The sequence below is a fragment of the Erythrobacter insulae genome (assembly GCF_007004095.1).
Lineage (GTDB): Bacteria > Pseudomonadota > Alphaproteobacteria > Sphingomonadales > Sphingomonadaceae > Erythrobacter > Erythrobacter insulae.
Genome location: NZ_VHJK01000002.1, coordinates 1 through 25,622, shown reverse-complemented (window position 1 = coordinate 25,622; position 25,622 = coordinate 1). Strand labels below are relative to the sequence as shown.

Annotated in this window: 21 protein-coding genes; 16 read left to right on the top strand and 5 right to left on the bottom strand. The window is 55.3% G+C overall.

Annotated features, from left to right (window positions below; translation table 11 throughout):
- Positions 1 to 10: 10 nt before the first annotated feature.
- The gene (locus tag FGU71_RS12680; protein WP_234035782.1) at positions 11 to 541 is read right to left on the bottom strand and encodes a copper chaperone PCu(A)C; all 531 of its coding nucleotides are present in this window, start codon (positions 539 to 541) and stop codon (positions 11 to 13) included.
- Positions 542 to 718: 177 nt separating this feature from the next.
- Between FGU71_RS12680 and dnaK the strand changes: the two genes are divergently transcribed.
- The 3 genes from dnaK (at position 719) to FGU71_RS12665 (ending at position 4,831) form a co-directional block, all read left to right on the top strand.
- Positions 719 to 2,653: a molecular chaperone DnaK gene (gene dnaK, locus FGU71_RS12675; RefSeq protein WP_142789152.1), complete on the top strand. Its 1,935-nt coding sequence runs from the start codon at positions 719 to 721 to the stop codon at positions 2,651 to 2,653.
- A gap of 80 nt (positions 2,654 to 2,733) precedes the next feature.
- Entirely contained in the window at positions 2,734 to 3,885 is a 1,152-nt protein-coding gene (dnaJ, locus tag FGU71_RS12670; protein ID WP_142789151.1) for a molecular chaperone DnaJ, read from the top strand.
- A 58-nt stretch (positions 3,886 to 3,943) separates the two neighbouring features.
- Complete coding sequence (locus FGU71_RS12665) at positions 3,944 to 4,831, top strand: MBL fold metallo-hydrolase (RefSeq protein WP_142789150.1); 888 nt, start codon at positions 3,944 to 3,946, stop codon at positions 4,829 to 4,831.
- Here the strand turns inward: FGU71_RS12665 and FGU71_RS12660 are convergent, their stop codons facing one another.
- The gene (locus FGU71_RS12660) at positions 4,832 to 7,150 is read right to left on the bottom strand and encodes a patatin-like protein (protein WP_142789149.1); all 2,319 of its coding nucleotides are present in this window, start codon (positions 7,148 to 7,150) and stop codon (positions 4,832 to 4,834) included.
- A gap of 70 nt (positions 7,151 to 7,220) precedes the next feature.
- Here FGU71_RS12660 and radA point away from each other — a divergent pair, with 70 nt between their 5' ends.
- From radA to rnr, 9 genes are all read left to right on the top strand, one after another.
- Positions 7,221 to 8,588 (top strand): DNA repair protein RadA, encoded by a 1,368-nt coding sequence (radA, locus tag FGU71_RS12655; protein ID WP_142789148.1) that lies wholly within the window; start codon positions 7,221 to 7,223, stop codon positions 8,586 to 8,588.
- 9 nt (positions 8,589 to 8,597) lie between these two features.
- A complete protein-coding gene (locus FGU71_RS12650; protein ID WP_142789147.1) occupies positions 8,598 to 9,128 on the top strand; it encodes a CvpA family protein in 531 nt (176 codons plus the stop codon).
- A 2-nt stretch (positions 9,129 to 9,130) separates the two neighbouring features.
- Complete coding sequence (locus FGU71_RS12645; RefSeq protein WP_234035781.1) at positions 9,131 to 9,574, top strand: iron-sulfur cluster assembly scaffold protein; 444 nt, start codon at positions 9,131 to 9,133, stop codon at positions 9,572 to 9,574.
- Between the two features lie 50 nt (positions 9,575 to 9,624).
- The gene (locus tag FGU71_RS12640; RefSeq protein ID WP_142789146.1) at positions 9,625 to 11,265 is read left to right on the top strand and encodes an MFS transporter; all 1,641 of its coding nucleotides are present in this window, start codon (positions 9,625 to 9,627) and stop codon (positions 11,263 to 11,265) included.
- Positions 11,266 to 11,356: 91 nt separating this feature from the next.
- A complete protein-coding gene (gene alr, locus FGU71_RS12635; RefSeq protein WP_325053188.1) occupies positions 11,357 to 12,313 on the top strand; it encodes an alanine racemase in 957 nt (318 codons plus the stop codon).
- A 66-nt stretch (positions 12,314 to 12,379) separates the two neighbouring features.
- Positions 12,380 to 12,964, top strand: coding sequence for a polyhydroxyalkanoate synthesis repressor PhaR (gene phaR / locus FGU71_RS12630; protein WP_142789145.1), 585 nt, complete (start codon positions 12,380 to 12,382; stop codon positions 12,962 to 12,964).
- A gap of 47 nt (positions 12,965 to 13,011) precedes the next feature.
- On the top strand, positions 13,012 to 14,556 hold the full coding sequence (gene proS / locus FGU71_RS12625) for a proline--tRNA ligase (protein ID WP_142789144.1): 1,545 nt from the start codon (positions 13,012 to 13,014) through the stop codon (positions 14,554 to 14,556).
- A gap of 74 nt (positions 14,557 to 14,630) precedes the next feature.
- On the top strand, positions 14,631 to 16,055 hold the full coding sequence (locus FGU71_RS12620) for a M28 family peptidase (protein WP_185960314.1): 1,425 nt from the start codon (positions 14,631 to 14,633) through the stop codon (positions 16,053 to 16,055).
- A gap of 23 nt (positions 16,056 to 16,078) precedes the next feature.
- Entirely contained in the window at positions 16,079 to 18,373 is a 2,295-nt protein-coding gene (rnr, locus tag FGU71_RS12615) for a ribonuclease R (protein ID WP_234035780.1), read from the top strand.
- An 8-nt stretch (positions 18,374 to 18,381) separates the two neighbouring features.
- Here rnr and FGU71_RS12610 read toward each other — a convergent pair whose 3' ends face one another.
- Entirely contained in the window at positions 18,382 to 18,834 is a 453-nt protein-coding gene (locus FGU71_RS12610; protein WP_142789142.1) for a universal stress protein, read from the bottom strand.
- Positions 18,835 to 18,949: 115 nt separating this feature from the next.
- Here FGU71_RS12610 and FGU71_RS12605 point away from each other — a divergent pair, with 115 nt between their 5' ends.
- The 4 genes from FGU71_RS12605 (at position 18,950) to lpdA (ending at position 22,641) form a co-directional block, all read left to right on the top strand.
- The gene (locus tag FGU71_RS12605; RefSeq protein WP_142789141.1) at positions 18,950 to 20,212 is read left to right on the top strand and encodes a pyruvate dehydrogenase complex dihydrolipoamide acetyltransferase; all 1,263 of its coding nucleotides are present in this window, start codon (positions 18,950 to 18,952) and stop codon (positions 20,210 to 20,212) included.
- A 44-nt stretch (positions 20,213 to 20,256) separates the two neighbouring features.
- Positions 20,257 to 20,673, top strand: coding sequence for an integron (locus FGU71_RS12600; RefSeq protein ID WP_142789140.1), 417 nt, complete (start codon positions 20,257 to 20,259; stop codon positions 20,671 to 20,673).
- Positions 20,642 to 21,106 (top strand): hypothetical protein, encoded by a 465-nt coding sequence (locus FGU71_RS12595; protein ID WP_142789139.1) that lies wholly within the window; start codon positions 20,642 to 20,644, stop codon positions 21,104 to 21,106. The genes FGU71_RS12600 and FGU71_RS12595 overlap by 32 nt, the downstream gene beginning before the upstream one ends.
- A 122-nt stretch (positions 21,107 to 21,228) precedes the next feature.
- Positions 21,229 to 22,641 (top strand): dihydrolipoyl dehydrogenase, encoded by a 1,413-nt coding sequence (gene lpdA / locus FGU71_RS12590; RefSeq protein WP_142789138.1) that lies wholly within the window; start codon positions 21,229 to 21,231, stop codon positions 22,639 to 22,641.
- Between the two features lie 12 nt (positions 22,642 to 22,653).
- Here the strand turns inward: lpdA and FGU71_RS12585 are convergent, their stop codons facing one another.
- Positions 22,654 to 25,245: an EAL domain-containing protein gene (locus FGU71_RS12585; protein ID WP_142789137.1), complete on the bottom strand. Its 2,592-nt coding sequence runs from the start codon at positions 25,243 to 25,245 to the stop codon at positions 22,654 to 22,656.
- 82 nt (positions 25,246 to 25,327) lie between these two features.
- Positions 25,328 to 25,622 (bottom strand): hypothetical protein (locus tag FGU71_RS14145; RefSeq protein ID WP_185960165.1); only part of this gene is annotated, 295 nt, incomplete at its 5' end.

Genomic DNA, 25,622 nt, shown 5'->3' with positions numbered 1-25,622 from the left:
GCGGTGTCGCTCAGTTGCCGTCCCCGGTTCCAGCGGCTCGTTCATCGCCTGCGGCCAACACTTCCGCTTCGAAGACATGCGTTCCGCCGCCTGAAACTGTGATTGTTATTTCCGCTTTATCGCCGGGCTTAAGATCGGGAGAAGGGTCAAACGCCATGATGTGCAGGCCGCCCGGTTTGAATTGCACCTCTGTGCCCTTTGCAAGAGGGATCGGAAGGGCCTCCATCATTTGAACTTTGAAATCGTATTCGCCGTAATCGTGCAATGTCGCGCTTCCCGCTTGGGTAACGTCGGCACGCCGGATCGACAGCCCGCGATCAGCATCGTATTTCAAATCGAAATAAACGGCGGCCGGATTGCCCTTTACTGCCCCCAGCACCATGCGCGCGTTCGACACGCTCATACCTGGGATTGTGCCAGCGACTTCTTCGGCCGGAGCTTCTGGTTCGCTGGCGCAAGCGGTAAGCGTGATTGTACCGGCCAATGCGCCCGCAATCACCATCGTCTTAAACGCGTGACTGCTTTTGGTTGCCATATTCATTCGTGATGTTCCCTCTTCTAACGACTTCAAAACTAGTGCGGTCAATCTCTTGTGCCAAGCAAAACCGCACCTATATCCCGATCATATTCGAGCCGCCGAGGCGTTTTGCCCAAAGGATGATCCACCGGGGAAACGCACGAAGGCGGTGTCCAACAACGTCCAATGGATGGGGAAATAATGGGTAAAGTAATCGGTATTGACCTCGGCACGACCAACAGCTGTGTCTCAGTAATGGATGGCGGCAAGCCGAAGGTAATTGAAAATTCCGAAGGCGCTCGCACGACGCCTTCGATCGTCGCTTTTACAAAAGACGGCGAACGGTTGATCGGTCAGCCGGCCAAGCGTCAGGCAGTGACCAATCCCGACAACACTCTTTTTGCGATCAAGCGTTTGATTGGTCGCCCGTTCAATGATCCGCTTACCAAAAAAGACATGGATCTTGTTCCGTACGAGATCGTCAAAGGAAAGAACGGCGATGCTTGGGTAAAAGCAGGTGGCGAAGATTACTCGCCCAGCCAAATTTCTGCTTTCATTCTGCAAAAGATGAAGGAAACCGCCGAGAGTTATCTTGGCGAGACCGTTGATCAGGCGGTTATCACCGTTCCGGCATACTTCAACGATGCCCAACGTCAGGCAACCAAAGACGCAGGCCAGATCGCTGGTCTAGAGGTGCTGCGCATCATCAACGAGCCTACGGCGGCTGCACTCGCATACGGCATGGACAAGGAAGACGGTAAAACCATCGCTGTCTATGACCTTGGCGGCGGTACTTTCGATGTCTCCGTACTCGAAATCGGTGACGGCGTGTTTGAAGTGAAATCGACCAACGGTGACACTTTCCTTGGTGGTGAAGATTTCGACAATGCGATTGTCGAATGGCTCGCAGGGCAGTTCAACAAAAAAGAAAACATGGATCTGAAGACCGACAAGCTCGCTCTTCAACGTCTGAAAGAAGCGGCGGAAAAGGCCAAGATTGAGCTTTCAAGCTCGGCGACGACTGAAGTCAACTTGCCGTTTATCACAGCGCGCATGGAAGGTGGCTCGTCCACTCCATTGCACCTGGTTGAAACGATCAGCCGGTCTGACCTCGAAAAAATGGTTGGTGATTTGATCAACCGTACTCTCGAGCCGTGCAAGAAAGCGCTTGCCGATGCGGGCGTTTCAAAGGACGAAATCGACGAAGTGATCCTGGTTGGCGGGATGACCCGTATGCCGAAAGTTCGCGAAGTCGTTGAAAAGTTCTTCGAGGCCAAGCCGCACACGGGCGTGAATCCTGATGAAGTCGTCGCCATGGGCGCGGCAATTCAGGCAGGCGTTCTGCAAGGCGACGTTAAAGACGTTCTGCTGCTTGATGTGACCCCGCTGTCTCTGGGTATTGAAACGCTCGGCGGTGTCTTTACGCGCATGATTGATCGCAACACCACAATCCCGACCAAGAAGACCCAAACCTATTCGACCGCTGAAGACAATCAGCAGGCCGTGACGATTAAGGTATTCCAGGGCGAACGAGAGATGGCGGCCGATAACAAGCTGCTCGGGAATTTTGACCTTGTCGGTATTCCGCCCGCACCGCGCGGGGTTCCGCAAGTCGAAGTGACTTTTGATATCGATGCCAACGGCATTGTCTCGGTTTCGGCCAAAGACAAAGGTACCGGCAAAGAGCAGACAATCAAGATCCAGGCCTCCGGCGGTCTTTCGGACAGCGACATTGATCAAATGGTTCAAGATGCGGAGAAATTCGCAGACGAAGACAAAAAGCGCAAGGAAGCCGCAGAAGCGCGCAACCAAGCAGATAGTCTTGTCCATGCGACCGAAAAACAGCTTGAAGAGCACGGCGACAAGATTGATGCCGACACCAAATCGGCAGTCGAGGAAGCGCTTGCCGCGACCAAGACCGCGCTCGAAGGTGATGACGCCGAAGAGATCAACGCAAAGGCGCAGGCTCTTACCGAAACAGCCATGAAAATGGGCCAGCAAATCTATGAACAGGAGCAGGCCAACGCAGCCCCTAAAGGCGGGGATGCGGCAGCTGATAGCGCTGCGGAAGAGCAGGCCGACGAAGATGTCGTCGATGCCGAGTTCTCTGAGGTAGACGAAGACAAGAAGGACTGATGTCCTGATGGAAAACCGCTCCGCCGCCAGTGCATTCGCGCGCTGGCGGCGGTTCGTTTTTTACTAAGGGCGAGGACCGGATGGCTACCCAAACCGATTATTACGAATTGCTTCAGGTGTCCCGCGATGCCGATGGATCGGCGCTCAAAGGTGCCTATCGCAAAGTGGCGATGAAATATCACCCGGACCGCAATCCGGGTGACGCATCTGCCGAAGCTAAATTCAAGGCCTGCAACGAGGCCTATGAATGCCTCAAAGACCCGCAAAAGCGCGCCGCCTATGATCGTTTCGGCCATGACGCCTATACTCAAGGCATGAATGGCGGAGGCGGCGGTCCCGGCGGATTTGGCGGCGGCGGCCAAGGCGATTTTGCTGACATAGGCGATATATTCGAGACGATTTTCGGCAGCGCATTTGGCGGCGGCGGCGCAGGCCGCGGACGTCCGCAGCAACGCCGCGGCGCAGATTTGCGGTATGATATGCAGGTCACTCTCGAAGAGGCTTTTGAAGGCAAATCGACGAAGATCGAAATCGAAGTCTCGCAAAGCTGCGACACGTGTTCGGGATCAGGTGCGACACCGGGAACGGGCGAGCGCACATGTAACCTGTGTAACGGCCAAGGGGCTGTTCGCGCCAAACAGGGCCTGTTTGTTGTCGAGCGTCCTTGCCCGACATGCAGCGGCCGCGGCGCAGTGATAGAAGACCCCTGCGGCGATTGCCGCGGAGAGGGGCGCGTTGATCGCGCACAAGAACTAGAGGTGGATATACCGCCGGGCGTCGATACGGGAACGCGCATCCGATTGTCAGGTAAAGGCGAAGCGGGACAGCGCGGCGCACCATCCGGCGATCTTTACATCTTCATCCATGTAAAACCACACACAGTATTCGAACGTGAAGGCACCACGTTGGCCACCCGCGTTCCGGTTAGCTTCACGACTGCCGCGCTTGGCGGCAGTGTCGACATTCCCGATCTCGACGGTTCAACCAACACGGTTGAAATTCCGGTTGGCATACAATCTGGCAAGCAGTTGCGCGTGCGCGGCGCGGGCATGCCCGTATTGCAAGGCCGGGGCCGCGGAGATCTGGTGGTGGAGATTGCGGTTGAGACTCCGACGAAGCTAAGCCGGCAGCAAAAAGAGATCCTTGAACAATTCCGTGAAACGGAAACGGGTGATGAATGCCCGGAAAGCAAAGGCTTTTTTTCAAAGCTCAAAGACGCGTTCGGGGCGTAGTTCGCTCGACTTAAGGGCAATCTGGTCCTAGGCCTGCTCCTAACAGGAGTTTCTCGCTATGAACCGTATTGCCGCTTTCGCACTTGTATCTGCAACCTTGATGGCCGCGCCAACCAGCGCGCAGCGCAGCATGGATGACGTCGAGATCAAGACTGAGCAGGTCGCGCCCGGCGTGGCGGTGTTGTACGGGGCGGGTGGCAACATCGGCCTTAGCTTTGGCGATGACGCAACCGTTTTGATCGATGATCAGTTCGCGCCGCTTTCTGGGAAGATCGAGGCCGCTGTCGCGGGAATTGGCGCAACTCCGGTCAAATATGTCGTCAACACACATTGGCATGGCGATCATACCGGCGGGAACGAACATTTCGGCAAAACAGGTGCGACCATTTTTGCGCATGACAATGTGCGGGTGCGCATGTCGACCGAGCAAACTCGCGGAACGCGCGTTACGGCGCCATCTCCGAAAGAGGCGCTGCCTGTCGTCACCTATGCGCAGGGGATGCGGTTTCATCTGAATGGCGATACGATAAACTTGATGTTTCTTGGCGGCGGCCACACCGACGGTGATAGCGTGGTCATATGGGAGGAAAAGAACGTCATTCACATGGGCGATCTCTACTTCAAAATTCCAGGCTATCCGTTCATCGATGTGGCGTCCGGCGGGGATGTCTACAACGCGATGCGATCGCTTGATCTGGTTATCGCGATGATTGATGATGAAACCAAGGTGATACCGGGCCACGGGACGATGTCGAACAAGCCCGAATTGATTGCCTATCGCGCAATGATTGGTGAAGCTGTGAGCCGGGTAGAGACCCTGCACAGTGAAGGCAAATCACTTGAAGAAACGGTCGCCGCCAAACCGCTGGCTGGTTTTGATCGCGGTGAAGGTTTTGTAAGCGCCGATGCCTTCGTCGGAGCCATCTGGAACAGCATCGAAGGCTGATCAACCGAACCTATCGGTAATCTCGCTTCGAATTGTCGTTAGCAGGCTGTACGCGCACCGGCCCACTTCAAATTCCTCGTCAATAATGGCGAGGAACGCGGCTTTCTTGAATTCGCGTATGGTTGTTTGTGGCAGGCCGCTTTCAACGGTTGAAGTGACAAGATCAATCATTCGCTCGGCCCCGTGCAGCCGCCCCCATACGTAATCGTTTTCGCGATATGCGCGGCTGAAAAACGCACCGAAATTGTAGAATTCGATCCCGCGCAGGGTGGCTTGTGTGCCGCCTTCGCGGATGGAACGCGCATCGTCCGGGCTGATCCTGTCGATTTTGACCGGATTGTATTCCGACAGCCGGTCATTTTGCAGCAAGGGCAATGTAGCGACATCATAGAACGGAAAGCCAAGATAGGTCAGAAGCATCCGGCGCTTCAGGCTTTTTGGCACTGCTTCCAATGCCTCGATCAACATCCGCTCCGCTTCAAGATCGGTCTCAGGCAGCAGCCGAGAGGACTCAAGAAAATTGAGTACGGCAATAGGGTCTTCTAATGCACGGCGCGCAAAGTCCCGAAAATCCTGCATTGCAATCGCGCTGCTATCAGCCCGATTGTAAAGTCCCAGAATATCGTAGATTTTTGCCCGAGCCAGATCGAGAGCGTCGTCGGGGATTTCCGGGTCAATCTCCCAATCCCGCGAAAGCCGGCGAGCGAGCAGCTGCAATCGCCGGATTCTAAATCCGACATCGTGCGCTCGAAAGAAAGCGATTGCGCGCTCATTGGCGCCGCCTTCATCACCGGCAAGTGTGTCCAGGCCTTCGTTTTCCAAAGCGCGCCGAAAGGTTTCAGCAATGAGAACGCTATCTGCGAGACTCAGCTCCGGCGCGGCGGACAGGGTCAGCTCTGCCAAGCGATCAATGATCGCTGTAAACTTCGTCTGAACATATGCGCCAAAAGTATATCCAGCGCGTTCACCCGCCGCGTGTTGTGCCTTGGCCCGCCACGATGCGAGCCGTTTGGGCGTGGGGCTGTCCAGAAAAAAGGTCCGGCCAAACAGCTTTTCTACAGCCCGGTCGATCTCTGGGCGTAATCCCATAACAATCCGCTGAAGCCGCTCTGCATCGCGCGACTGTTTCTCGATACGCTCCAGATCATCACGGATCGGCTGTTCGCGGGGAATGGTGGATAGTGAACCAAGGATTGCGCCGAAGAAGCCGACGGGTTCATCCCTTTTGTCTCCGACTGATTGGGTGCGATCAGGGCGCGGTTCGATATAGATGAACCGGCGATCGACTTCGCGTTGAGAGCCGCGATTGTTAAGCACCGACAGCGCAGCACCAAACGGAGCGTTGACCAGAACAGAGCCATCAATCAGCGCGACGTTATCAACGGTGCCATCGCGCACATGCATGGGCATGATGCGCGACAGGAAGCTTCCGCGGCTTTTCCAATGCCGTCCGTTTTCGGCGGCAAGCCGGTCTATCTCATCAATCATAAGCGGCGGAAATGCGCCCGGGAAACTGGCAGTGGCTCTTGCCGCTGTCACAAGCTCAAGCGGATCAGCCAGTGCATTGCTTTTTTCGTCATTCACAAACGCACGAAAAGCGATCGGCATGCGGTGCTCGGTTTCTTCGACTATCGCGGGAGAATTCAGGCGCAGCATCTCTGTGTGTCCGCGAAAATCGGTTGCGGTAACAAACAGGTCGATCGGATGACCATTTGGCAGCAGAGAAGGGCCAAGATGGCTGGCGGCCATGCTTTCAAGAGCCTCAAACAGCATCGCTGAAAAACGGTCGCCTGAGAACGGCGGATTAAACCACCTGCCGCGAACCAAACGCGAAACTTTATGGCGAACCTCTGCCCGGGTTTCAGGCGATACACTTTCGCTTACGACATTGCCGGGCCGCTTCAAAAACCAGTCTGCAATCGGTTGCGCCCAGAATTTTGCGTAACGCCACATAGGTTCGGCGTCTGGATCGGTGAGCTCGCTGACGTCTGCATTTTCGAGCCATAGGTCAGTCAATGGTTCAAGCGATTGGCCCGATTGTATCGCCTGCGCAAGGAACACCGCATTAATTCCGCCAGCGCTTGCTCCGGTCAGAATGTCGGGCAGAATACGCAGCCGTAGGCCGCAATCCCGCTCAATCGTCTTGAGCAGGTCGCGATAGACACTGGCTACTCCCTTCAGCTCACCTGCCACCGGCGCATGAAAGCAGCGGCTTGCGCGGGCAAGATGCCAGATCTCTTTTGTGACGCCGTGCATATACACCGCGAGAGAAACCCCGCCGTAGCATATGAGAGCAAGCCTGAGTTCCTTTTGACGCATGTCCATTATGTGCCGTGGATAGCGCGCCTTTGCAATTGCGTTCCGCAAATGTTCCGCTTATTGATCCCCAATGGCGAAGAGCAAAAAACGATATGTGTGTCAGTCATGCGGGGCGGTTTCGCCACGGTGGCAAGGCCAGTGTGCAGATTGTTCGGAGTGGAACACTCTGGTTGAGGATGCACCGGCGACGGTTTTTTCTCAAAAGCATGATTTGTCACGGGGCGGGCGCGGCATTGAATTTGTGCCTTTGAACCGGCCCACTGAATTGCCGGTGCGCAAATCAACGGGGCTGGCAGAGTTCGACCGCGCACTGGGCGGCGGTTTGGTGCCAGGCTCGGCCGTGCTGATGGGCGGCGATCCCGGCATCGGGAAATCCACGCTGCTGTTGCAAACCGCCGCAACTATCGCGCGCGGCGGCAATGATGTGGTTTATGTGAGCGGGGAAGAAGCGGCAGGGCAGGTGCGCCTCCGTGCCTCACGATTGGGCGTGGCCGATGCGCCGATCCGGCTTGCATCGGAAACCTCTGTTCGCGATATTCTGACGACGCTGGGGCAGGGCGAACCGCCTGCATTGCTGGTGATCGATTCCATCCAGACAATGCATTCCGACACGATCGAAGGCGCGCCCGGCACAGTCAGCCAGGTGCGCGGATGCGCGCTGGAATTGATCCGGTTTGCCAAAGAACACGGGACCGCTTTGTTTTTGGTCGGACATGTGACGAAAGATGGCAGTATCGCTGGGCCGCGCGTGCTTGAGCATATGGTCGATGTCGTGATGAGTTTCGAAGGCGAGCGCAGCCATCAGTACCGCATTTTGCGGGCGCTCAAGAATCGCTTTGGCGCGGTGGATGAAATTGGTGTCTTCTCGATGGTGAGTGAAGGGCTGGAAGAGGTTTCGAATCCTTCGATGTTATTCCTGTCTGGCCGCGATCAACCTTTGGCCGGCAGTTCGGTATTTCCGGCTTTGGAAGGGACACGTCCGGTTCTCGTTGAGATTCAGGCGTTGATCGTCCGTCTGCAATCTGGGGCGACGCCGCGCCGCGCCGTTGTTGGATGGGATAGCGGACGCATGGCAATGCTGCTTGCGGTGTTGGAATCGCGCTGCGGTCTGAACTTCAGCTCGGCAGAGGTGTATCTCAATATCGCTGGGGGTTACCGATTGTCCGATCCGGCCGCCGACCTTGCGGTTGCGGCGGCTTTGGTTTCTGCGCTTGCGGATAAGCCTTTGCCCGATAAAGCAGCATGGTTCGGAGAGGTCTCTTTGGCTGGCGAAATCCGGCCCGTATCGCATTCTGATTTGCGCATGAAAGAGGCAGCCAAACTCGGCTTTAAAAAAGGCTTTGGCCCTTCTGATGCAAAGACGGGATCGGCGGCGCTCGACTATCGCGGATTGGGACAACTCGCCAATCTCGTTGACCAGGTGATGGGCAGCGAATAGATCGAAACCATGACTTTGTTTGATGTGATTGTGCTTTTGGTCGTAGGGTTCGCTGCGATTGGCGGTTTTATGCGCGGCCTTGTGCAAGAGGTTCTATCGCTTGCGGCTTGGATTTTGGCGGCCTTTGCCGTTTATTATCTGCACGATCTGCTTACCGAGGCGCTTCGCGGTGTGTATAACGCCGAGCCTGCAACACCTTTATTGGCGTTCGTCTTGCTGCTGTTGATTCCATATGCCGCGATGCGGGTTATCGCGAGCAATGCGGGCGAGGCATCGCGCAATTCGATCCTGGGGCCAATTGATCGTTTGCTCGGTTTCGGGTTCGGTTCTGTAAAAGGCGTGCTGATTGTGGTCTTCGCATTTTCGATCGTCGTGCTCGGTTTTGACACGGTATGGGGCTACAAGGGTCGACCTGACTGGATCACGCAGGCCCGCACATATCCCGCTGCGGATGCATTCTCACGCCAGCTTGTTCAGATGATCGCTGAGCGGAGATCACGTTTGCAAGACGGGGCTGATGCGGCCAACGCGGCGGAGTAACCGTGTTGGTCGAAACGACTGCGGCAAAACTCTATTCGCCAGCGCTTCTGGCTCTTTCAACGGGGCTGGCTGATTATCCGTTCGATGATAGCCTCCAATCGATAAGCGAGGCGCGCTCACGCACTTGCGGCAGTTCGATCAAAATCGGGCTAAGCCGTGACGATGCAGGTCGGATATCAAAAGTTGGAATGCAGGTTGCCGCTTGCGCCGTCGGACAAAGCTCTGCCGCGATATTGGCGCAGCACATCACCGGAAGATCGCTTGATGATTTGGCCGCGGCCTATGCCGCACTCGCAGGGTGGCTTTCGGGTGAAGGAAACCGTCCGGATTGGCCTTTGATTGAGCAGCTCACACCTGCATTGCCGTATCCAGGCAGGCATGATGCAATCTTGTTGCCGTGGAGAGCTGCGGTAGAGGCGCTTTCCAGTCCTCTTTCGAGCAGCTAGTACCTGCACCGATAAGCCGTAATAACAGGCATAAGAGGGTTTTGGGGACTATGGCAGAAGCACAAGCGCTGGCTGATCGCGAGCCGAGCGAGAATGAAATCAAGCTGGTAATCGGCGCGTCGAGTGCGGGCACCATTTTCGAGTGGTACGATTTCTTTATCTACGGGACGCTGGCCTATATCCTGAAAGACGCCTTTTACGATGTCGATAATGACACTCTTGGCCTTTTGCTGGTCTGGTCAACCTTTGCGGTTGGTTTTGCGTTTCGGCCTATTGGGGCAATCCTGTTCGGTTTTCTGGGGGACCGTTTAGGCCGAAAATACACCTTTCTCGTGACGGTCACATTGATGGGTATAGCGACAGCAGGCGTTGGGCTTATCCCGACGGTTGATCAAATCGGAATTGTGGCTCCGATAATCGTGATTTTCCTTCGGGTGTTGCAAGGCCTCGCGCTTGGCGGTGAATATGGCGGAGCAGCCATTTACGTTGCGGAACATGCGCCGCCTGAAAAACGCGGATTTTATACCAGTTTCATTCAGGCCAGTGTCGTTGGCGGATTTGTACTCTCGATCATCGTGGTCCTGCTCTGCCGGTTCATCATTCCCGAGGACGATTTTAACGCATGGGGCTGGCGTGTCCCGTTCCTGTTATCGATCCTGTTGCTCGCAATTTCGCTCTGGATGCGGTTCAAGCTGTCTGAAAGCCCGGTTTTCAAAGCGATGAAAGAAGCGGGGGAGACATCGGGCAACCCGTTCATTGAAAGCTTCACCTATCCCGGAAACAAAAAGCGGATTTTTGTTGCTCTGTTCGGGGTCGCCGGAATTCTCACAACTATTTGGTACACTGCGTTCTTCTCCACGCTGTCGTTTTTGAAAGGGGATATGCGGCTTGATGAATTGACGGTGGAAATCATCCTTTTGATTGCGGGCTTGCTGTCGATGGGTTTCTACCTGCTGGTTGGGCGTTGGTCGGACCGTGTCGGGCGGAAAAAGCCGATTGTGATTGGCGCGCTGGCTTCGCTCGCTCTGCTGTTTCCTATTTTCTGGACGATGGGCAACTTGGCCAATCCGGCGCTTGCTGAAGCAGCCGAGAAATATCCCGTAGTTGTTACCGGGCCTGAATGCGTCACCGATCCGTTCGCCGATCTGTTTGACCGCGAACAAAGCGATTGCGGCAAAATCCTCGGGTCGCTGACATCTAGCGGTGTCTCCTACACGGTCATCCCAGGAGAGACCCTTGGCGTGACCGTTGCGGGTGCTGATGTCGTGATCCCCGAAGAATGGCTTGAAAGCGGCAATGACCTTCGCGATGGAATGCAGGCCGCGCTATCGCAATCAGGCTTTGATTTTACCCGTCAGGTGCCGCCGCTCGCGAATATTATCGGCATTATAGCAATGTTGCTTGCGTTGGGTGTTTTGTCCGCTTTGACGTATGGCTCCGTCGCGGCGCTTTTGTCAGAGATGTTCCCACCTCGCATTCGCTATTCCTCAATGTCGATCCCGTACCATATCGGGGCCGGATATTTGGGCGGGTTCCTTCCGCTGATATCGGGGATCATCGTGGCCAGCACCGGCAATGTCTATTCCGGTCTTTGGTACACATGGGTGGTCGTTGCATTCGGTGTTGTGATCGCATGGTGGGGTTTACCCGATGGCCCGCCGACGGATTTTTCCGATGATGTCGCGACCTGATTTTTCCTTAGGTTTACCGCCGCCCTCGCATCGCTTGAACATCGATACCAACGCGCTTGCTCACAATTGGCGCGCTTTGGATCGTCTTTCGGTGTCGGGCACAGCCGGCGCAGCGGTAAAGGCGGATTGTTATGGTTTGGGAACGGATACCTGCGTTCCGGTCCTGCGTGACGCTGGGGCTGCGATGTTTTTTGTGGCGCATTGGTCTGAGGCTGCGCCCTTACTTGAACACGTTCGCGCCGATCAGGTGGCCGTTCTGCATGGCCCCATGACAGGCGCAGATGTGGAGTTTGCGCGGGCAACTGGCGCTGTGCCTGTGATCAATTCATTGGATCAGGCGCGGCGATGGAGTGATGCTGGCGGCGCAACTTGCCATCTAATGGTGGATACGGGCATTAACCGGTTGGGGCTGGCCGTTGGCGACCTTTCGGATCCATCGGTTCAGTCGCTCAATATTGATGTCTTCATGTCACATCTTGCTTGCGCCGATGAAGACAGCTCCATGAATGCGCGTCAGCTGTCTGCGTTTCGCGAGGCAAGCGGCAAAGTCCGTTATAAACGTCTGAGCCTTGCGAACAGCGCAGGAATTGCGCTCGGGCCGGATTATGCATTTGATGTTACGCGACCTGGCCTTGCGCTTTATGGCGGGGTTCCTCGCGAAGAGCTTTCCGGTACGATTCATCAGGTTGCTCATATCGAAGCAGCGATTATTCAGGTGCGCGAGATTTCAGCGGGCGAATGCGTGGGCTACAATGCTGAATTCCAAGCCCCAGATTCAATGCGGGTCGGGACGGTGTCCCTCGGATATGCAGATGGATTTTTGCGGGCAAGGGGACGCGATTTTGCTTTGGAGCACGGGGGCAGGCAGCTGCCATTGCTAGGCAAGGTTTCGATGGACATGATCGTGATCGATCTGACTCTGGCGCCTGATTTGACCGAAGGCGACTGGTTGAAGGTGCCTTTTTATCTGCCGGTTGCTGCGCAGCAAAGTGCTGTTTCTCAATATGAATTGCTGACTGTGCTGGGTCATCGACTGCGCGCCGGTTAAGGCGTTGTTGCGCTGCACATTGTGCAAATGCTAAGAAGATAAGAACAATAACAGCCGGGGATCAAAATGGCGCGCAAAGCAAAGTCTGCGGATACGGATGCAGGCGACATTATCATCATCAAGAAATACGCCAATCGTCGGCTCTATAATACGAGCTCGTCGAATTACATCACGCTTGATGATTTGGCCAAAATGGTGCGCGAGAATTTTGAGTTTCAAGTGCTTGATGCCAAGTCTGGCGATGACATTACGCATTCGATCCTGACCCAAATTATCATGGATGAAGAATCCAATGGTGGGCAAATGCTGCCTGTTAGTTTCCTGCGCCAATTGATCGGGATGTACGGGAATTCGATGCAGAATTTGATGCCGTCTTACCTCGAAGCGAGCATGACCAATTTTCGCGAAAACCAGTCAAAAATTCGCGAAGCGTTTGAAAAAGGAATCTCTTCAAACCCGCTCACTGCTATTCATGAGACGAACATGGCATTGATGCGCGCGGCGGCAGAAACATTGATCCCCGGTGCGAAAAAAGACGCGCCGCAAAAGCCATCGGCTCCGGCCACAGAGGGAAAGTCGGGCGATGAAATCGCTGCTTTGCGGGAACAGATGGCCGCGATGCAAAAGAAGCTGGACGAGCTTGGCAAGTAAGGCCAAGCATCCGCCACAGTTTTTTTTGAAGTAGGAAATTTCCGAACGTGTCCAACATCCGCCACGCTTTAACAGTGAAGCGCGAAGACGATTTCGCCAAATGGTATCAGGAAGTGATCAGCGCCGCCGACATGGCCGAGGAATCGGGTGTCCGCGGTTGTATGGTGATCAAGCCATGGGGTTACGGCATCTGGGAACGCATCCAGCGTTTGATGGATGACCGGATCAAGGAAGCTGGAGTGCAAAATTGCTATTTCCCGCTCTTTATCCCGCTTTCCAATTTCGAACGCGAGGCGAGCCATGTCGATGGCTTTGCCAAGGAAATGGCGGTTGTCACCCATCATCGTTTGATCGCTGATGGTAAGGGCGGGTTGATCCCCGATCCCGAGGCGCGATTGGAAGAACCGCTGGTCGTGCGGCCTACTTCGGAAACGATCATTGGTGATGCGATGGCGCGCTGGATCCAGTCATGGCGTGACCTTCCGCTGTTGACCAACCAATGGGCCAATGTCGTACGCTGGGAAATGCGCACCAGAATGTTTCTGCGAACAAGCGAATTTCTCTGGCAGGAAGGCCATACTGCGCACGCCGACAAGAAAGAGGCGCTTCAGGAGACGCACCGCGCATTGGAAATGTATCGCGCTTGCGCTGAAGAAGACATGGCGATGCCGGTAGTTGCAGGCGAGAAGCCCGAAAACGAACGTTTTCCCGGCGCTGACGAGACATGGTCCATCGAAGCTATGATGCAGGATGGCAAAGCCTTGCAGGCGGGAACCTCACACTATCTTGGTATCAATTTCGCCAAAGCCGCAGGGATCCAGTATCAGGATCATGAAGGCACGCAGCAATATTGCCACACGACAAGTTGGGGCACCTCAACCCGCATGATCGGCGGTGTCATAATGACTCACGGCGATGATGACGGATTACGCGTGCCTCCGCGCATCGCACCGTTTCAAGTCATTATTCTGCCGATGCTGCGGGATAAGCCTGAGGACGCGGAAACCCTTAATTATTGTGAAGAGGTTCGCGCCGCGATTGCAAGCCAGTTCGCATTCGGTGAAAAGGTGCGTGTGTTGCTCGACAAATCGCCGGGCAAAGCTTCTGCGAAACGTTGGGATTGGGTCCGGAAAGGCGCGCCAGTGATCGTAGAGGTCGGGCCGCGCGATATGGAAAACGGCAAAGTCGCGGCCATCCGCCGCGACAAACTGTGGAACCCGGAAACAGGCAAACTCGCCAATACATTCCCTGAACGCCAAGAGTTCTATGACAAAATCAGCGGCCTTCTAGAAGACATTCAAGACAGTCTTTTCGTTGAGGCCAAGGAACGCCGCGATGCAAACATTGTCCGGGGCGTGACCGATTGGGATGAGGTATCGGATTTTTACCGGTCAAACGGCAAATATCCGGGATGGCTTGAGGTTCAATGGTCCAAACCGACCGGTGATGCCTTGGAAAAAGCGGTCGAAAAGCTGAAAGGTGAAAAGCTCACCATTCGCAATGTCCCACGTGATAGTTTGCCTGCTGATGGTACGTGTATCTTCACGGGCGAGGCTGCGGTTGAGCGCATCTTGATTGCGCGGGCATATTGACGCCGGGCGCGTGAGGGGGAACCGATGGGCGACCGGACTTGTTATTCAAGTTCCAACCAGCAAGAAGGTTCGTCATGATCAAACGTCTCGCTTTCACAGCCGCCCTTCTGTCCAGCCCGCTTGCCGCGGATGACCATGCGGAGGCATCAACCGACGATGCGCTTGCCGCGCAGGTCTCTGAAGAGCGCCTTCGCGCGGATATGGACACAATCGTTTCGTTCGGAACGCGCCATACGCTTTCGACGCAAACTGATCCAAACCGCGGAATTGGCGCGGCAATCAACTGGGCGCTGGATGAATTCCGCCGCATTGGCGCGACATGCGGTGATTGTTTCGAGGTTCAGTCTGTCGAACGGCTTATCGAGGCCGATGGTCGCCGGATCCCTACGCCAACCCTAATCCGCAACGCCGTTGCAATTCAACGCGGAACAGAGCGCCCTGACGAAGTCATAATCGTACAGGGGCATTACGATAGCCGCGTAACCGATCCTCTTAACGGAACAGACGATGCCCCCGGCGCCAACGATGATGGTTCGGGCAGTGTCATGATCCTTGAAGCATCGCGGATTCTTTCGCAGCAGAAATATCCATCAACGATCATTTACGCGCTGCTTACCGGCGAAGAACAAGGCCTCTACGGGGCTGGCATTCTGGCAGATTGGGTCGAGGCTCAGGGCATGACGGTGAAAGCCGTGCTCAACAACGATATGATCGGCAATTCATGCGGGTCGGACGGTTTCTGCGATGCAAAGCACGTCCGGGTTTTCTCAGAAGGATTGCGGGCAGATTCTACCGCAAGGCTGCGCGCAAGACAGCGCCGGTTTGGAGGCGAAAATGATAGTCCGGGACGCAATCTGTCGCGCTGGCTTGATGATCTGGCGGCGGATAATCCCGATGGTATGCAGGTCCGTCAAATCTGGCGTACCGACCGCATGGGCCGGGGCGGGGACCAGATTCCGTTTCTAGATAAGGGGTATCCGGCAATTCGCATCACCGTATCGGTCGAAGATTATGAGCATCAGCATCAGGACCTGCGCGTTGAAGATGGCGTGACATACGGCGATACTGTGGACGAGCTGGATTTTGATTACCTAACACGTGCTTCACAATTGAATGTCCGCGCTCTGCACAAATTGGCGATGTCTCCGATGCCGCCCAAGGTAAGTGCGGATGCAGCGGTGCGTGTGGATACCGAATTGAGCTTTGCGCCTGTGAGCGGTGCCGACGCGTATCGAATCTTTGCGAGGCGCACAGACGAAGCGTATTGGCGCGATGAACGGCCACTCGGCACCAAGGGCGAGCAGTGGGAGCCGATGATTACGCTGGAGAACGGCCAGCAGCCGGCCGAAATCGTGAGATATTCGGTGCCTTTGCGCGGAGATGACTGGTTGCTCGGTGTCTCGGCCTGTTCATCGCAGGGGTATTGCTCCCCGATTTCGAGCGCGGTTCCGGGCGGAGCATTCGAGCCGGTGGCGCAGCCGGAAGGTGACAGCGAGTAAGCAGTCGTCCATAGGCCATGGATATGGCCAAACGACAAATGAACCGTCCTGCCGGGATGCCTTCCCGAGAGCAGGTAATCGAATTTATCCAGTCCTCTGACAAACCTGCGGGTAAGCGCGAAATCGCTAAGGCCTTTGGCTTGAAAGGGCAGGAGAAGATCAGGCTTAAAAAACTGCTGAAAGATATGGCAGAAGAGGGACTGATCGACGGAAAGAAAACTGCGTATCACCGCATGGGCGGGGTCCCCAAGGTTACCGTATTGCGAGTGGTGGCGATTGAAGATGGCGAACCAATTGGCGAACCCGATAACTGGTCACCTGAAGCCCCTGGCAAACCACCGCGTATCACGATTAAGGAATTGAAAGGGCGCGGCGGTAAACGCGCGCCAGCCCTGAAACGCGGCGATCGTGTTCTGGCCCGAACCGAAGAACAGGACAGCGGTTGGGTTGCATTTCCGATCAAGAAATTGCCCGCGCGCACCGAAGGAATGATGGGCGTTGTCGAGCTGGACCGCGCCGGAAAAGCATGGCTGGCGCCGGTTGACAAGCGCGTGCGGCAATCCGCCCCGATCAGCGATGTGGGCGAAGCCGAAGAAGGCCAGCTGGTCATTGCCGAGCGCACGGGGAACAGCGATCGTGCCGGCGTCAAAGTTGTCGAAGTCATTGGCGATCCGCTTGCACCGAAAAGTTTCAGCCTAATCGCTATCGCGAAACACGGAATTCCCAATGTATTCCCCGATGGAGTGCACAGCGAAGCGGCACAGGCTGCCGAGTTAAAACTCTCAAAGGAAAAGCGCGAAGACCTTCGCCATTTGCCGATCGTTGCGATTGACCCTGCGGATGCGCGGGATCACGATGACGCAATCTGGGCCGAGCCTGACGGGCAGGGCGGGTTCAACGCGCTTGTCGCGATCGCTGACGTGTCTTTCTATGTTAGACCCGGCAGCTTGCTTGATAAAGAAGCGCGAAAGCGCGGTAACTCGGTTTACTTTCCCGACCGTGTCGTGCCGATGCTGCCCGAAATCCTGTCAGCTGATGTGTGTTCACTGCGCGAGGATGAAGATCGCGCGGCGATGGCGTGCCATCTGCATATCAACGGCGAGGGTAAGGTTACGAGTTTCCGTTTCACGCGCGCTCTCGTGCGGATCCATCACAACATTCCGTATGAGGATGCCCAGGCCGCTGTCGATAGTGGAAACCCTCCGGAATATCTCGCCAATCTTTGGGACGCATGGCGCGCTCTCGCCGCTGCGCGTGCGGCGCGTGAGCCGCTCGACCTAGATCTTCCTGAACGCCGGGTGTTGCTCAATGAAGACGGCGTGATCGAAGAAATTGCCGTGCGCGAACGGCTTGACGCGCACCGCGTAGTCGAAGACTTCATGATCGCTGCAAACGTTGCCGCAGCCAAGGCATTGGAGGCCAAGAGCGCTCCTGTTGTTTACCGTGTCCACGATACGCCGAGCCGCGAAAAATTGATCGCGCTGCGAGAATATATGGCGACACTTGGAAAGACTCTCGCACTGGGCCAAGTCATTAAGCCAAGTCTTTTCAACGCGATGCTAAAGGAGCTGACCGAAGATTCCGAAAAAGCACAAGTGATGGAGGCGGTTCTCCGCAGTCAGATGCAGGCTTATTATGGCCCGGCCAATGCAGGCCATTTCGGTCTGGCGCTCGCGTCATACGCGCATTTCACGTCGCCGATCCGGCGTTATGCCGATTTGCTTGTCCACCGTGCATTGGTGGATGCGTACAAGCTGGAGCAGCCCAAACCGGGTGGCTCATTGCCTGAGACAAGTGGATTGTCGGAGAAAGACGCGGCCAGTCTTCAAGAAATCGCCGATCAGATCAGCCAAACTGAAAGGCGCGCAATGGAGGCAGAGCGCGACACAATCGACCGTTATGTGGCGGCGTGGCTATCGGGCCGTGTCGGAGAGGTGTTCGAGACACGGATCACCGGCGTTCAAGGGTTTGGTTTCTTCGCGACTATCGTCGGGCTTGGCGGGGATGGGCTTGTGCCTGTTTCGACGCTTGGCGGTGAATATTTCCGGCATGATGAGGCGGCCCAGTCGCTTATCGGAGTGGACACCGGCACGTCTTACTCTGCGGGTGATCGGGTTAAGTTGAAATTGGCCGAATCGAATGCTTTGACAGGCGCGTTAAAGTTTGAGCCGGTCGATGAAGACGGAAATTCGCTCGCGCAGCGTGGCGATCGGAATGATTATAACAGGCGCGGCGCGGGTGGCCCGAAAAAAGGTAAGTTCAAAACCGGGAAAAGAGGTCGTCCGGGCAACATTCGCCATCAAGGCAAACGAAAGTAAGCCTGCAATCAAACGCCATGATCAGCGGTTTTTTCGTCATAATTGGACGGAATGATATACAACGGACAGGGCAGTTCGCCGGCATGTGCGGAGAAATGCGCGACCAGCGGACCCGGAGCGCTGCCTTTCGCGGCGCCGAGGATCAAGGCTGCAACCTCGTCATGCGATTTCAGGAATTCGCTGACGATCTTTTGACCACTGCCGATTTTGACCGAAATCGTCGGCATAATCCCGCTTTCAGCCAACAGGTTTCCAGCGACCCCGTGAGCAAGCATTTCGGCGCGGTCGCGCGCTTCCTGTTCAATTGTTGCCTGAACGCCGCCAAACGCGCTGAAGTTTTGTTGTTGTACCAAAGCGAGGATATGAACAGCCCCGTCAACGGCTACCGCACGGCGGGCGGCAAAGCGCAACGCGGCGCGGGCCTCTTCGCTTTCGTCGGTAACGACAAGAAATGTGCGCATAAAAGCCTCCTGATTGGGCTATCCGATCAAATGGTTTCGTATGCAAGGCCTTGTCCGAAGGCTGTGGATTCGCCAGAGATGGTGTGCAACCGACCAAAGAGGAATCGATTACTCCATGGCCATTGAAATTAAGATGCCTGCTTTGTCCCCGACAATGGAAGAGGGAACCCTCGCCAGATGGCTCGTCAAAGTTGGTGATACGATTCAGTCAGGCGACATCATGGCCGAGATCGAAACCGATAAAGCGACGATGGAATTCGAAGCGGTGGATGAAGGCGTGATGGCAGCAATTGTTGTCGAAGAGGGCGCTGAAAATGTCGCGGTTGGTTCTGTCATCGCGATGCTTGCCGAAGAAGGCGAAGATGCAAACGCAATCAGTGCGCCAAGTGAAAATACCGCACCTGCACCAGCACCTGCTCCCGCTTCCAGTGATGCCCCAGCACCTGCCGCATCATCAGCACCGGCGGCCAGCTCAGGCAAATCTGGGGACCGTGTAATCGCATCACCTCTGGCAAAGCGCATCGCTGAACAAAATGGCGTCGACCTATCCAGTTTGACCGGCAGCGGCCCGAATGGCCGGATTGTCAAAGCCGATGTCGAAAACGCTGATGCTTCAGACGCGGCCCCGGCACCTGCTGCGAAGAGCGCTGCGAGCCCGGCAGCGGCGCAACCTGCCAACGATTTTGATGCGCCGTTCGAGGAACAGAAGCTCAATAATGTACGCAAAGTCATTGCGCGCCGGCTGACCGAAGCGAAGCAGGAGATACCGCACATCTACTTGACGGTCGATGTTCGGCTCGATCCGTTATTGGCTCTGCGCAAACAGCTGAATGCTTCATTGGAAGCGGACAATGTAAAACTTTCGGTCAATGATCTGATCATCAAGGCGTTGGCCCGTTCGCTGCAACGCGAACCGCAATGCAATGTCAGCTTTCAGGGCGATGTGATGCATCAATATACGCGCGAAGATATCTCGGTCGCGGTTGCTGCGCCCACCGGCTTGATCACGCCGATAATTCGCGATGCCGGACGCAAAGGTCTCGCGGAGATTTCGAAAGAAATGAAAGAACTGGCAGGCAAAGCGCGTGACGGGAAATTGCAGCCGCACGAATATCAAGGCGGCACGGCTTCGGTGTCCAATCTCGGCATGTTTGGAACAAAGCAATTCGATGCCGTGATCAATCCACCGCAAGGGATGATCCTTGCCGTCGGTGCCGGAGAACAGCGACCTTATGTGGTTGATGGCGCCTTACAAGTCGCGACTGTTATGAGCGTAACGGGCAGCTTTGATCACCGCGCTATTGATGGGGTGGACGGTGCCAAATTGCTCGATCAATTCCGCAGCCTGATTGAGAACCCGATGGGCCTGGTCGTTTGACGCAAACGGAGCGCCTGATTTTTATTTCAATAAGTGCGGCGGCTTTGATCGCCGGGGGATGTACGCCAGACGATTATGATCGGGATGGCGTTTCACCCACCGCCCGAAGCACCCAGACAGGGACGCCGATGCGCCCCGTAAGGATCGGTTTTGACGGCCCACGGTTTGATGCCTGCGCCGGGAGTGGCCGGATTACCAATCTCAATTCCAAAGGCGAAAACCTGCTATCTGTGCGCGATGCACCAGCTGGAAATGCGCGCGAAATCGATCAATTGGGGCCAGGTCGCAATGTGTCCATGTGCCAGCAAGTCGGCAACTGGATCGGGATCGTTTACGCGCCTGAAAGCGATGAAGAGATCAATTGCGGGACGAGTTCACCAGTGCAAAACGTCCGCAATTATGAAGGCGTCTGCAATTCTGGCTGGGTGAATGAAAATTTCGTTGAACTCATGGCAGGATAAGGGCGCGATTGTGTTGGATCCGTTCATCATTTTTGCCAAATTTGCAGTCATAGCCATTCTGGCCGGGATCGCTGCGTGGGTTCCGGTTGCCATTTATTTGATGATCGAAGCTGGTCGGAGCTCTTCTGAAAACGCCCTGAGCGGTTTTCAACTGGGTGCGTTACAGGTCTCGCTTCTCGGCAGCCTCGCGATCGGCTTTCCCGTGGCTTTGCTGACATATTTTCTGGCAGTGCGTCAGTTGGCGAGGACACCGTCTGCGCTGTTCCTGATTGCGGCGCTTTCGGCCGTTATGATTACTCTGGCTGCATATCTGGTCGCTGACACAGCGGCGGCCTTTGCCTTTGGAGTGCCCAGTTTGATCGCTGCGATGACGTTTGCAGTGCTTGGTTGGTTCTGGATCATCAGGCCGCAGCGCGGGGCAATTAATGGCTGAAGGCACGCTGGATTTCGGTTTGGGTACGGTTTTTGTTTTTAGGTTCGAATGAGGCTTTTCGTTGTCTGATACGTGCGGCGATAACCTCAGCAAAGTTTGAATATTGTAGGGATAATTGATCAATGTCAGGTAATTACGATGTCATCGTCCTTGGTTCCGGTCCTGGCGGATATGTTGCCGCCATACGCTGCGCGCAGCTTGGCCTGAAAACAGCGATTGTTGAACGCGAAAACCTTGGCGGGATCTGTTTGAATTGGGGATGTATCCCGACAAAGGCGCTGCTGCGTTCGGCCGAAATTCTGCATTATGCGCAGCATGCCTCGGATTATGGGCTCAAGATTGCTGGAAAAATCGAGGCGGATCTGGACGCGGTCGTAAAGCGAAGCCGGGGCGTTGCAAAACAGCTCAGTTCAGGCATCGCGCACCTCATGAAGAAGAACAAGATCACCGTCCATATGGGTGAGGGGGTGCTGACCGGTGCCACAACCATGACGGTAAAAGGCGAAAACGGCGAAGAAAAGCTCGCCGCGAAGCATATTATCGTTGCGACGGGCGCCCGTGCGCGTGATTTGCCATTTGCAAAGGCGGACGGTGATAAAGTCTGGACCTATCGGACGGCCATGACTCCGCCGGAAATGCCCAAAAAATTATTGGTGATCGGGTCAGGTGCAATCGGCATCGAATTCGCGAGCTTCTATAACGATATGGGCGCGGATGTGACTGTTGTCGAAATGCTGGACCGGATTGTTCCGGTCGAAGATCACGATGTGTCATCGTTTCTTGAAAAAAGCCTCACGAAACAGGGCATGACCATCATGACCGGGGCTGGTGTCGAGGATATCAAAGTTAGCGCCAAAGGTGTCACCGCGACGATCAAGGCCAAAGATGGCAAAATCCAAACGAGTGAATTTACACACTGCATCACTGCCATCGGGATTATGCCGAATACCGAAAATGTGGGCTTGGAAAAGCTCGCCGATATGGACCGCGGGTTCATTCAGATCGATCCGTATGGCCGCACGAAATCAAAAGGCCTGTGGGCCATTGGTGACTGCACACCCGGGCCGTGGCTCGCACATAAAGCAAGTCATGAAGGCGTCACTGCAGCGGAGGCGATTGCGCAGGAATTGGGCAATAAAGATGTTCATCCGCACCCGCTCAACCGCGATGCAATCCCGGGATGCACATATTGCCACCCGCAGATCGCCAGCGTCGGCATGACCGAAGCAAAGGCCAAAGAGGCCGGGCACTCTGTAAAGGTCGGGACTTTCCCTTTCATCGGAAACGGCAAGGCAATCGCTCTTGGAGAATCCGAAGGGTTCACCAAGACTGTGTTTGATGCAAAGACAGGAGAATTGCTGGGCGCGCATATGGTTGGCGCCGAAGTCACAGAGATGATTCAAGGGTATACGATTGGCAAGACTCTGGAAACGACCGAGGCAGAGTTGATGCAGACTGTGTTCCCGCATCCAACCATTTCAGAATCGATGCATGAAAGCGTGCTGGGCGCTTACGGAAAGGCGCTTCACATTTAGGACAGGTTGGCCTTACGCGACTTTGCGCGCTTTGATTTCCGTGACATTCCCGCTGTCTGAGCTCTGCGAGGCGATCGGAAATCCGAAGTAGAAGCCCTGGAAACAAGTGCAGCCCAATTCGCGCATGGCAGCGGCCTGTTCTTCGGTTTCGATACCTTCTGCGGTTACCGCGATATCAAGCGAATTCGCAAGCGAGACAATCGCAGTCACAATGGCTTGGCTTCTGGTCGAACCAGACGCTGCGGCCTGAACGAAATCGCTGTCGATCTTGATCATCGAGAATTGCATTTTTTCTATGTAGTTCAGCGATGAATAACCACAGCCGAAGTCATCCAGTGCGAAAGATACACCGAGCTCGGTCAGGCTCTTGATCAGGCTTTGCAGATCATCGTCCATCTCCAAAACTGTGCTTTCGGTGATCTCCAAAAGCAGGCGATCTGGCGCAAGACCGCTCGATGCGAGCGCTTCGACTACAGTCCCCAAAAACGCGCGGTTTTTAAGCTGCAATGGGGACACGTTGACAGTCAGTTTGACGTTTTCAGGCCACGTTACCGCTTCATGGCAAGCTGTACGTAACAGCCATTCACCCAGTGGTTCGATCAGAAGCGCATCTTCGGCAATCGGGATAAAAGTGCTGGGCTCGACTGCACCGCGTTCTGCGTGGTTCCAACGCATAAGCGCTTCGTGACACAGAACAGTTTTACCATCTGTGTCGACGATAGGCTGATACGATACAGAGATTTCATCGCGCTCAAGCGCGTGTTTCAGGTCCAGTTCGAGCAAAGCTCGCTCTTCAAGCTGGCCGCGCATGGCCTGGCGATAGCTTACGTGTGTGCCGCGCCCGCGCCCTTTCGCTTCGTAAAGCGCAAGGTCGGCATTCGTCATCAGAACGCTGGTCGATGACCCGTCGCGACCGATTTCAGCCATCCCGATGGATGCGCCGACAGAGACGTCTTTATCATCAATTACATAGGGTTGGCTTACTCGCGCAATGATCGCATCAGCAATTTCAGCGGCCTCATCCAGGGTGCTGGGGTGGGGCAGAAACAAACCGAATTCATCACCGCCCAAACGGCCAATCACGGCACGATCACCAGCAGCCTCGCGGAAGCGAGCTGCGACCTGAGTAAGCAGGGAATCGCCGACAGCATGGCCGTAAACATCATTGACCTGCTTGAACCGATCAAGGTCGATCAACATCAGCACACCTTGCTTGCCATCTTCCAGGCAGCCATCGGCTTCCTCGTCGAGCAGGCTACGGAAATAATCACGCGCAAACAGTCCGGTAAGGCTATCATGCTGTGTGACGTAGGTAAGCTTTTCGTTGGCGGTTTTAATCGCCGCCCGGTTGCGGTTCACTGTTCTGAGAACAGCCAGGGCAATCAGAAAGGCGATGATGACCAATGCGACCAGCGTCGAAAGAAGGAAATTCTGATTTTGCGCTGTCGAAAGCTGCGCTTCGTTAAGCTCTTTCTCTGCGGAAAGTTTGGAAATGCGAAGCTCACGGTTTTCTGCGTCAAAACGCGCACCAAGCAGAGCGTTGTTTGCCTGTGCAGACAGATCACGAGCCTGGCTGTCGATCCGATTGAATGCAGCGATATGCTGCGCAGCTAGACGGTAATTGCCGGTTTCCGAATAGATGCGGTAGGCCGTTTCGTGGAAGTCACGAAAATAGGGCGAGGTCTCTTCGAGATTCTGATTCGCAAAAGCCCGCTCCATGTGCACTTGGGCTAATGAAGTCCGCCCTTCTTTATAGGCAATTTGCGATTTGACGCCGTGCAAAAACGGCAACCAGTCAGGGGCCTCACGCGTTGCCAGACGCATGCCTTGGCTTACGCTTTGCTCTGCTGCGGCAAGCTGACCGTTGAGAAATTGGGTAGAGGCAATGTTGGTCAGGATGCGCGCTTCTAGCATCGCGCTAGACATTGTACCGGCGACTTTCAGAGCCAGCTGAAATTCATCCTCGGCTTCGTCATAGCGACCCAGCTCTTTAAGAGCATTGCCGCGGTTGTTATGGGCCGAAAGTGATAGGGCGCTATCCTCGGTGAAAACCGAAGTCGCTTCGCGGTAATAACTCAGAACGCGTTCGTAATCTCGCGCATCTGAATAAAGCGAGCCCATGTTTTGCAGGACAATGGCCTGGCTGCGGGCTTCGCCTAACGCTTTGTAGCGGTCATGCGCTTTCTGGAAACTCGACAATGCCTCGCCGTATTGGCTTGCGGCCGCTTTAAGACCGGCTTGCGAGCGCAACAGATCTGCGTGAAGTTTATGGTCAGGCGCTTTGATAGAAACTTCGTTCAGCGCTTCGGCGATAATCTTCTCGGCTTCCGGCGCGCGGTTCAAACGCATCAGAGCCTCGCCTTGCAGCCATTTGGCGGTAAGTCGGTCCAGTATGCCGCGCTCATCGTCGCCATCGGCCAGTTTTTCGGCTTCGCGCGCCGCTTTCAGTGCGGCGGCAGAGTTGCCCATCATCTGCGTCTTAGCGACAGAGATGCTCTGATCATATGGCGATGCATCAGGCTCGGCCTGGGCAGAAACGGCAACCGGAGCAACCAGTAGGAGCGCAGACGCGAGGAACACGTGTGGTTTCACATTCCTTTTCATTTTCGCTGTTCTCCTGTGGGGTTCGTTAAGGGTTTTGCGGTCGACTTTCGGGACATGTATCCGAAAACAGTTTGCAAAGTGTTTAGAAGCGCATTCCGAAGTTTGCGCCGATCATGAAGCTTTCATCCTGGCCTATTTCTCCGGCGCTGATGTAGCGTCCGACGATGCCCAGTTCGGAAGCTTTGGAGACAGGTGTCGCGTAGACGATTTCCCCTGTGTAGCGGCGTTTTGTGCTGATCCCGATGGTTTGGGTAACAACACCGCGTTCACCGGTGAGGCGATCGATCACTTGATCGCTGCGCAGTTCCAGTTCGCCGCGTTCGACGGTCATGGGTTGGCCGACAGACACCCGCAGGATATCCTGACTTCCCATGACG

Bases quoted from the DNA above. Each gene is read 5' to 3' on its own strand.
- FGU71_RS12660 (WP_142789149.1), bottom strand. From the start codon at position 7,150: ATGCGTCAAAAGGAACTCAGGCTTGCTCTCATATGCTACGGCGGGGTT.
- FGU71_RS12665 (WP_142789150.1), top strand. From the start codon at position 3,944: ATGAACCGTATTGCCGCTTTCGCACTTGTATCTGCAACCTTGATGGCC.
- radA (WP_142789148.1), top strand. From the start codon at position 7,221: ATGGCGAAGAGCAAAAAACGATATGTGTGTCAGTCATGCGGGGCGGTT.
- FGU71_RS12585 (WP_142789137.1), bottom strand. From the start codon at position 25,245: ATGAAAAGGAATGTGAAACCACACGTGTTCCTCGCGTCTGCGCTCCTA.
- FGU71_RS12640 (WP_142789146.1), top strand. From the start codon at position 9,625: ATGGCAGAAGCACAAGCGCTGGCTGATCGCGAGCCGAGCGAGAATGAA.
- FGU71_RS12650 (WP_142789147.1), top strand. From the start codon at position 8,598: ATGACTTTGTTTGATGTGATTGTGCTTTTGGTCGTAGGGTTCGCTGCG.
- FGU71_RS12595 (WP_142789139.1), top strand. From the start codon at position 20,642: ATGAAAATTTCGTTGAACTCATGGCAGGATAAGGGCGCGATTGTGTTG.
- dnaK (WP_142789152.1), top strand. From the start codon at position 719: ATGGGTAAAGTAATCGGTATTGACCTCGGCACGACCAACAGCTGTGTC.
- FGU71_RS12680 (WP_234035782.1), bottom strand. From the start codon at position 541: ATGAATATGGCAACCAAAAGCAGTCACGCGTTTAAGACGATGGTGATT.
- rnr (WP_234035780.1), top strand. From the start codon at position 16,079: ATGGCCAAACGACAAATGAACCGTCCTGCCGGGATGCCTTCCCGAGAG.
- lpdA (WP_142789138.1), top strand. From the start codon at position 21,229: ATGTCAGGTAATTACGATGTCATCGTCCTTGGTTCCGGTCCTGGCGGA.
- dnaJ (WP_142789151.1), top strand. From the start codon at position 2,734: ATGGCTACCCAAACCGATTATTACGAATTGCTTCAGGTGTCCCGCGAT.
- phaR (WP_142789145.1), top strand. From the start codon at position 12,380: ATGGCGCGCAAAGCAAAGTCTGCGGATACGGATGCAGGCGACATTATC.
- FGU71_RS12605 (WP_142789141.1), top strand. From the start codon at position 18,950: ATGGCCATTGAAATTAAGATGCCTGCTTTGTCCCCGACAATGGAAGAG.
- FGU71_RS12620 (WP_185960314.1), top strand. From the start codon at position 14,631: ATGATCAAACGTCTCGCTTTCACAGCCGCCCTTCTGTCCAGCCCGCTT.
- FGU71_RS12610 (WP_142789142.1), bottom strand. From the start codon at position 18,834: ATGCGCACATTTCTTGTCGTTACCGACGAAAGCGAAGAGGCCCGCGCC.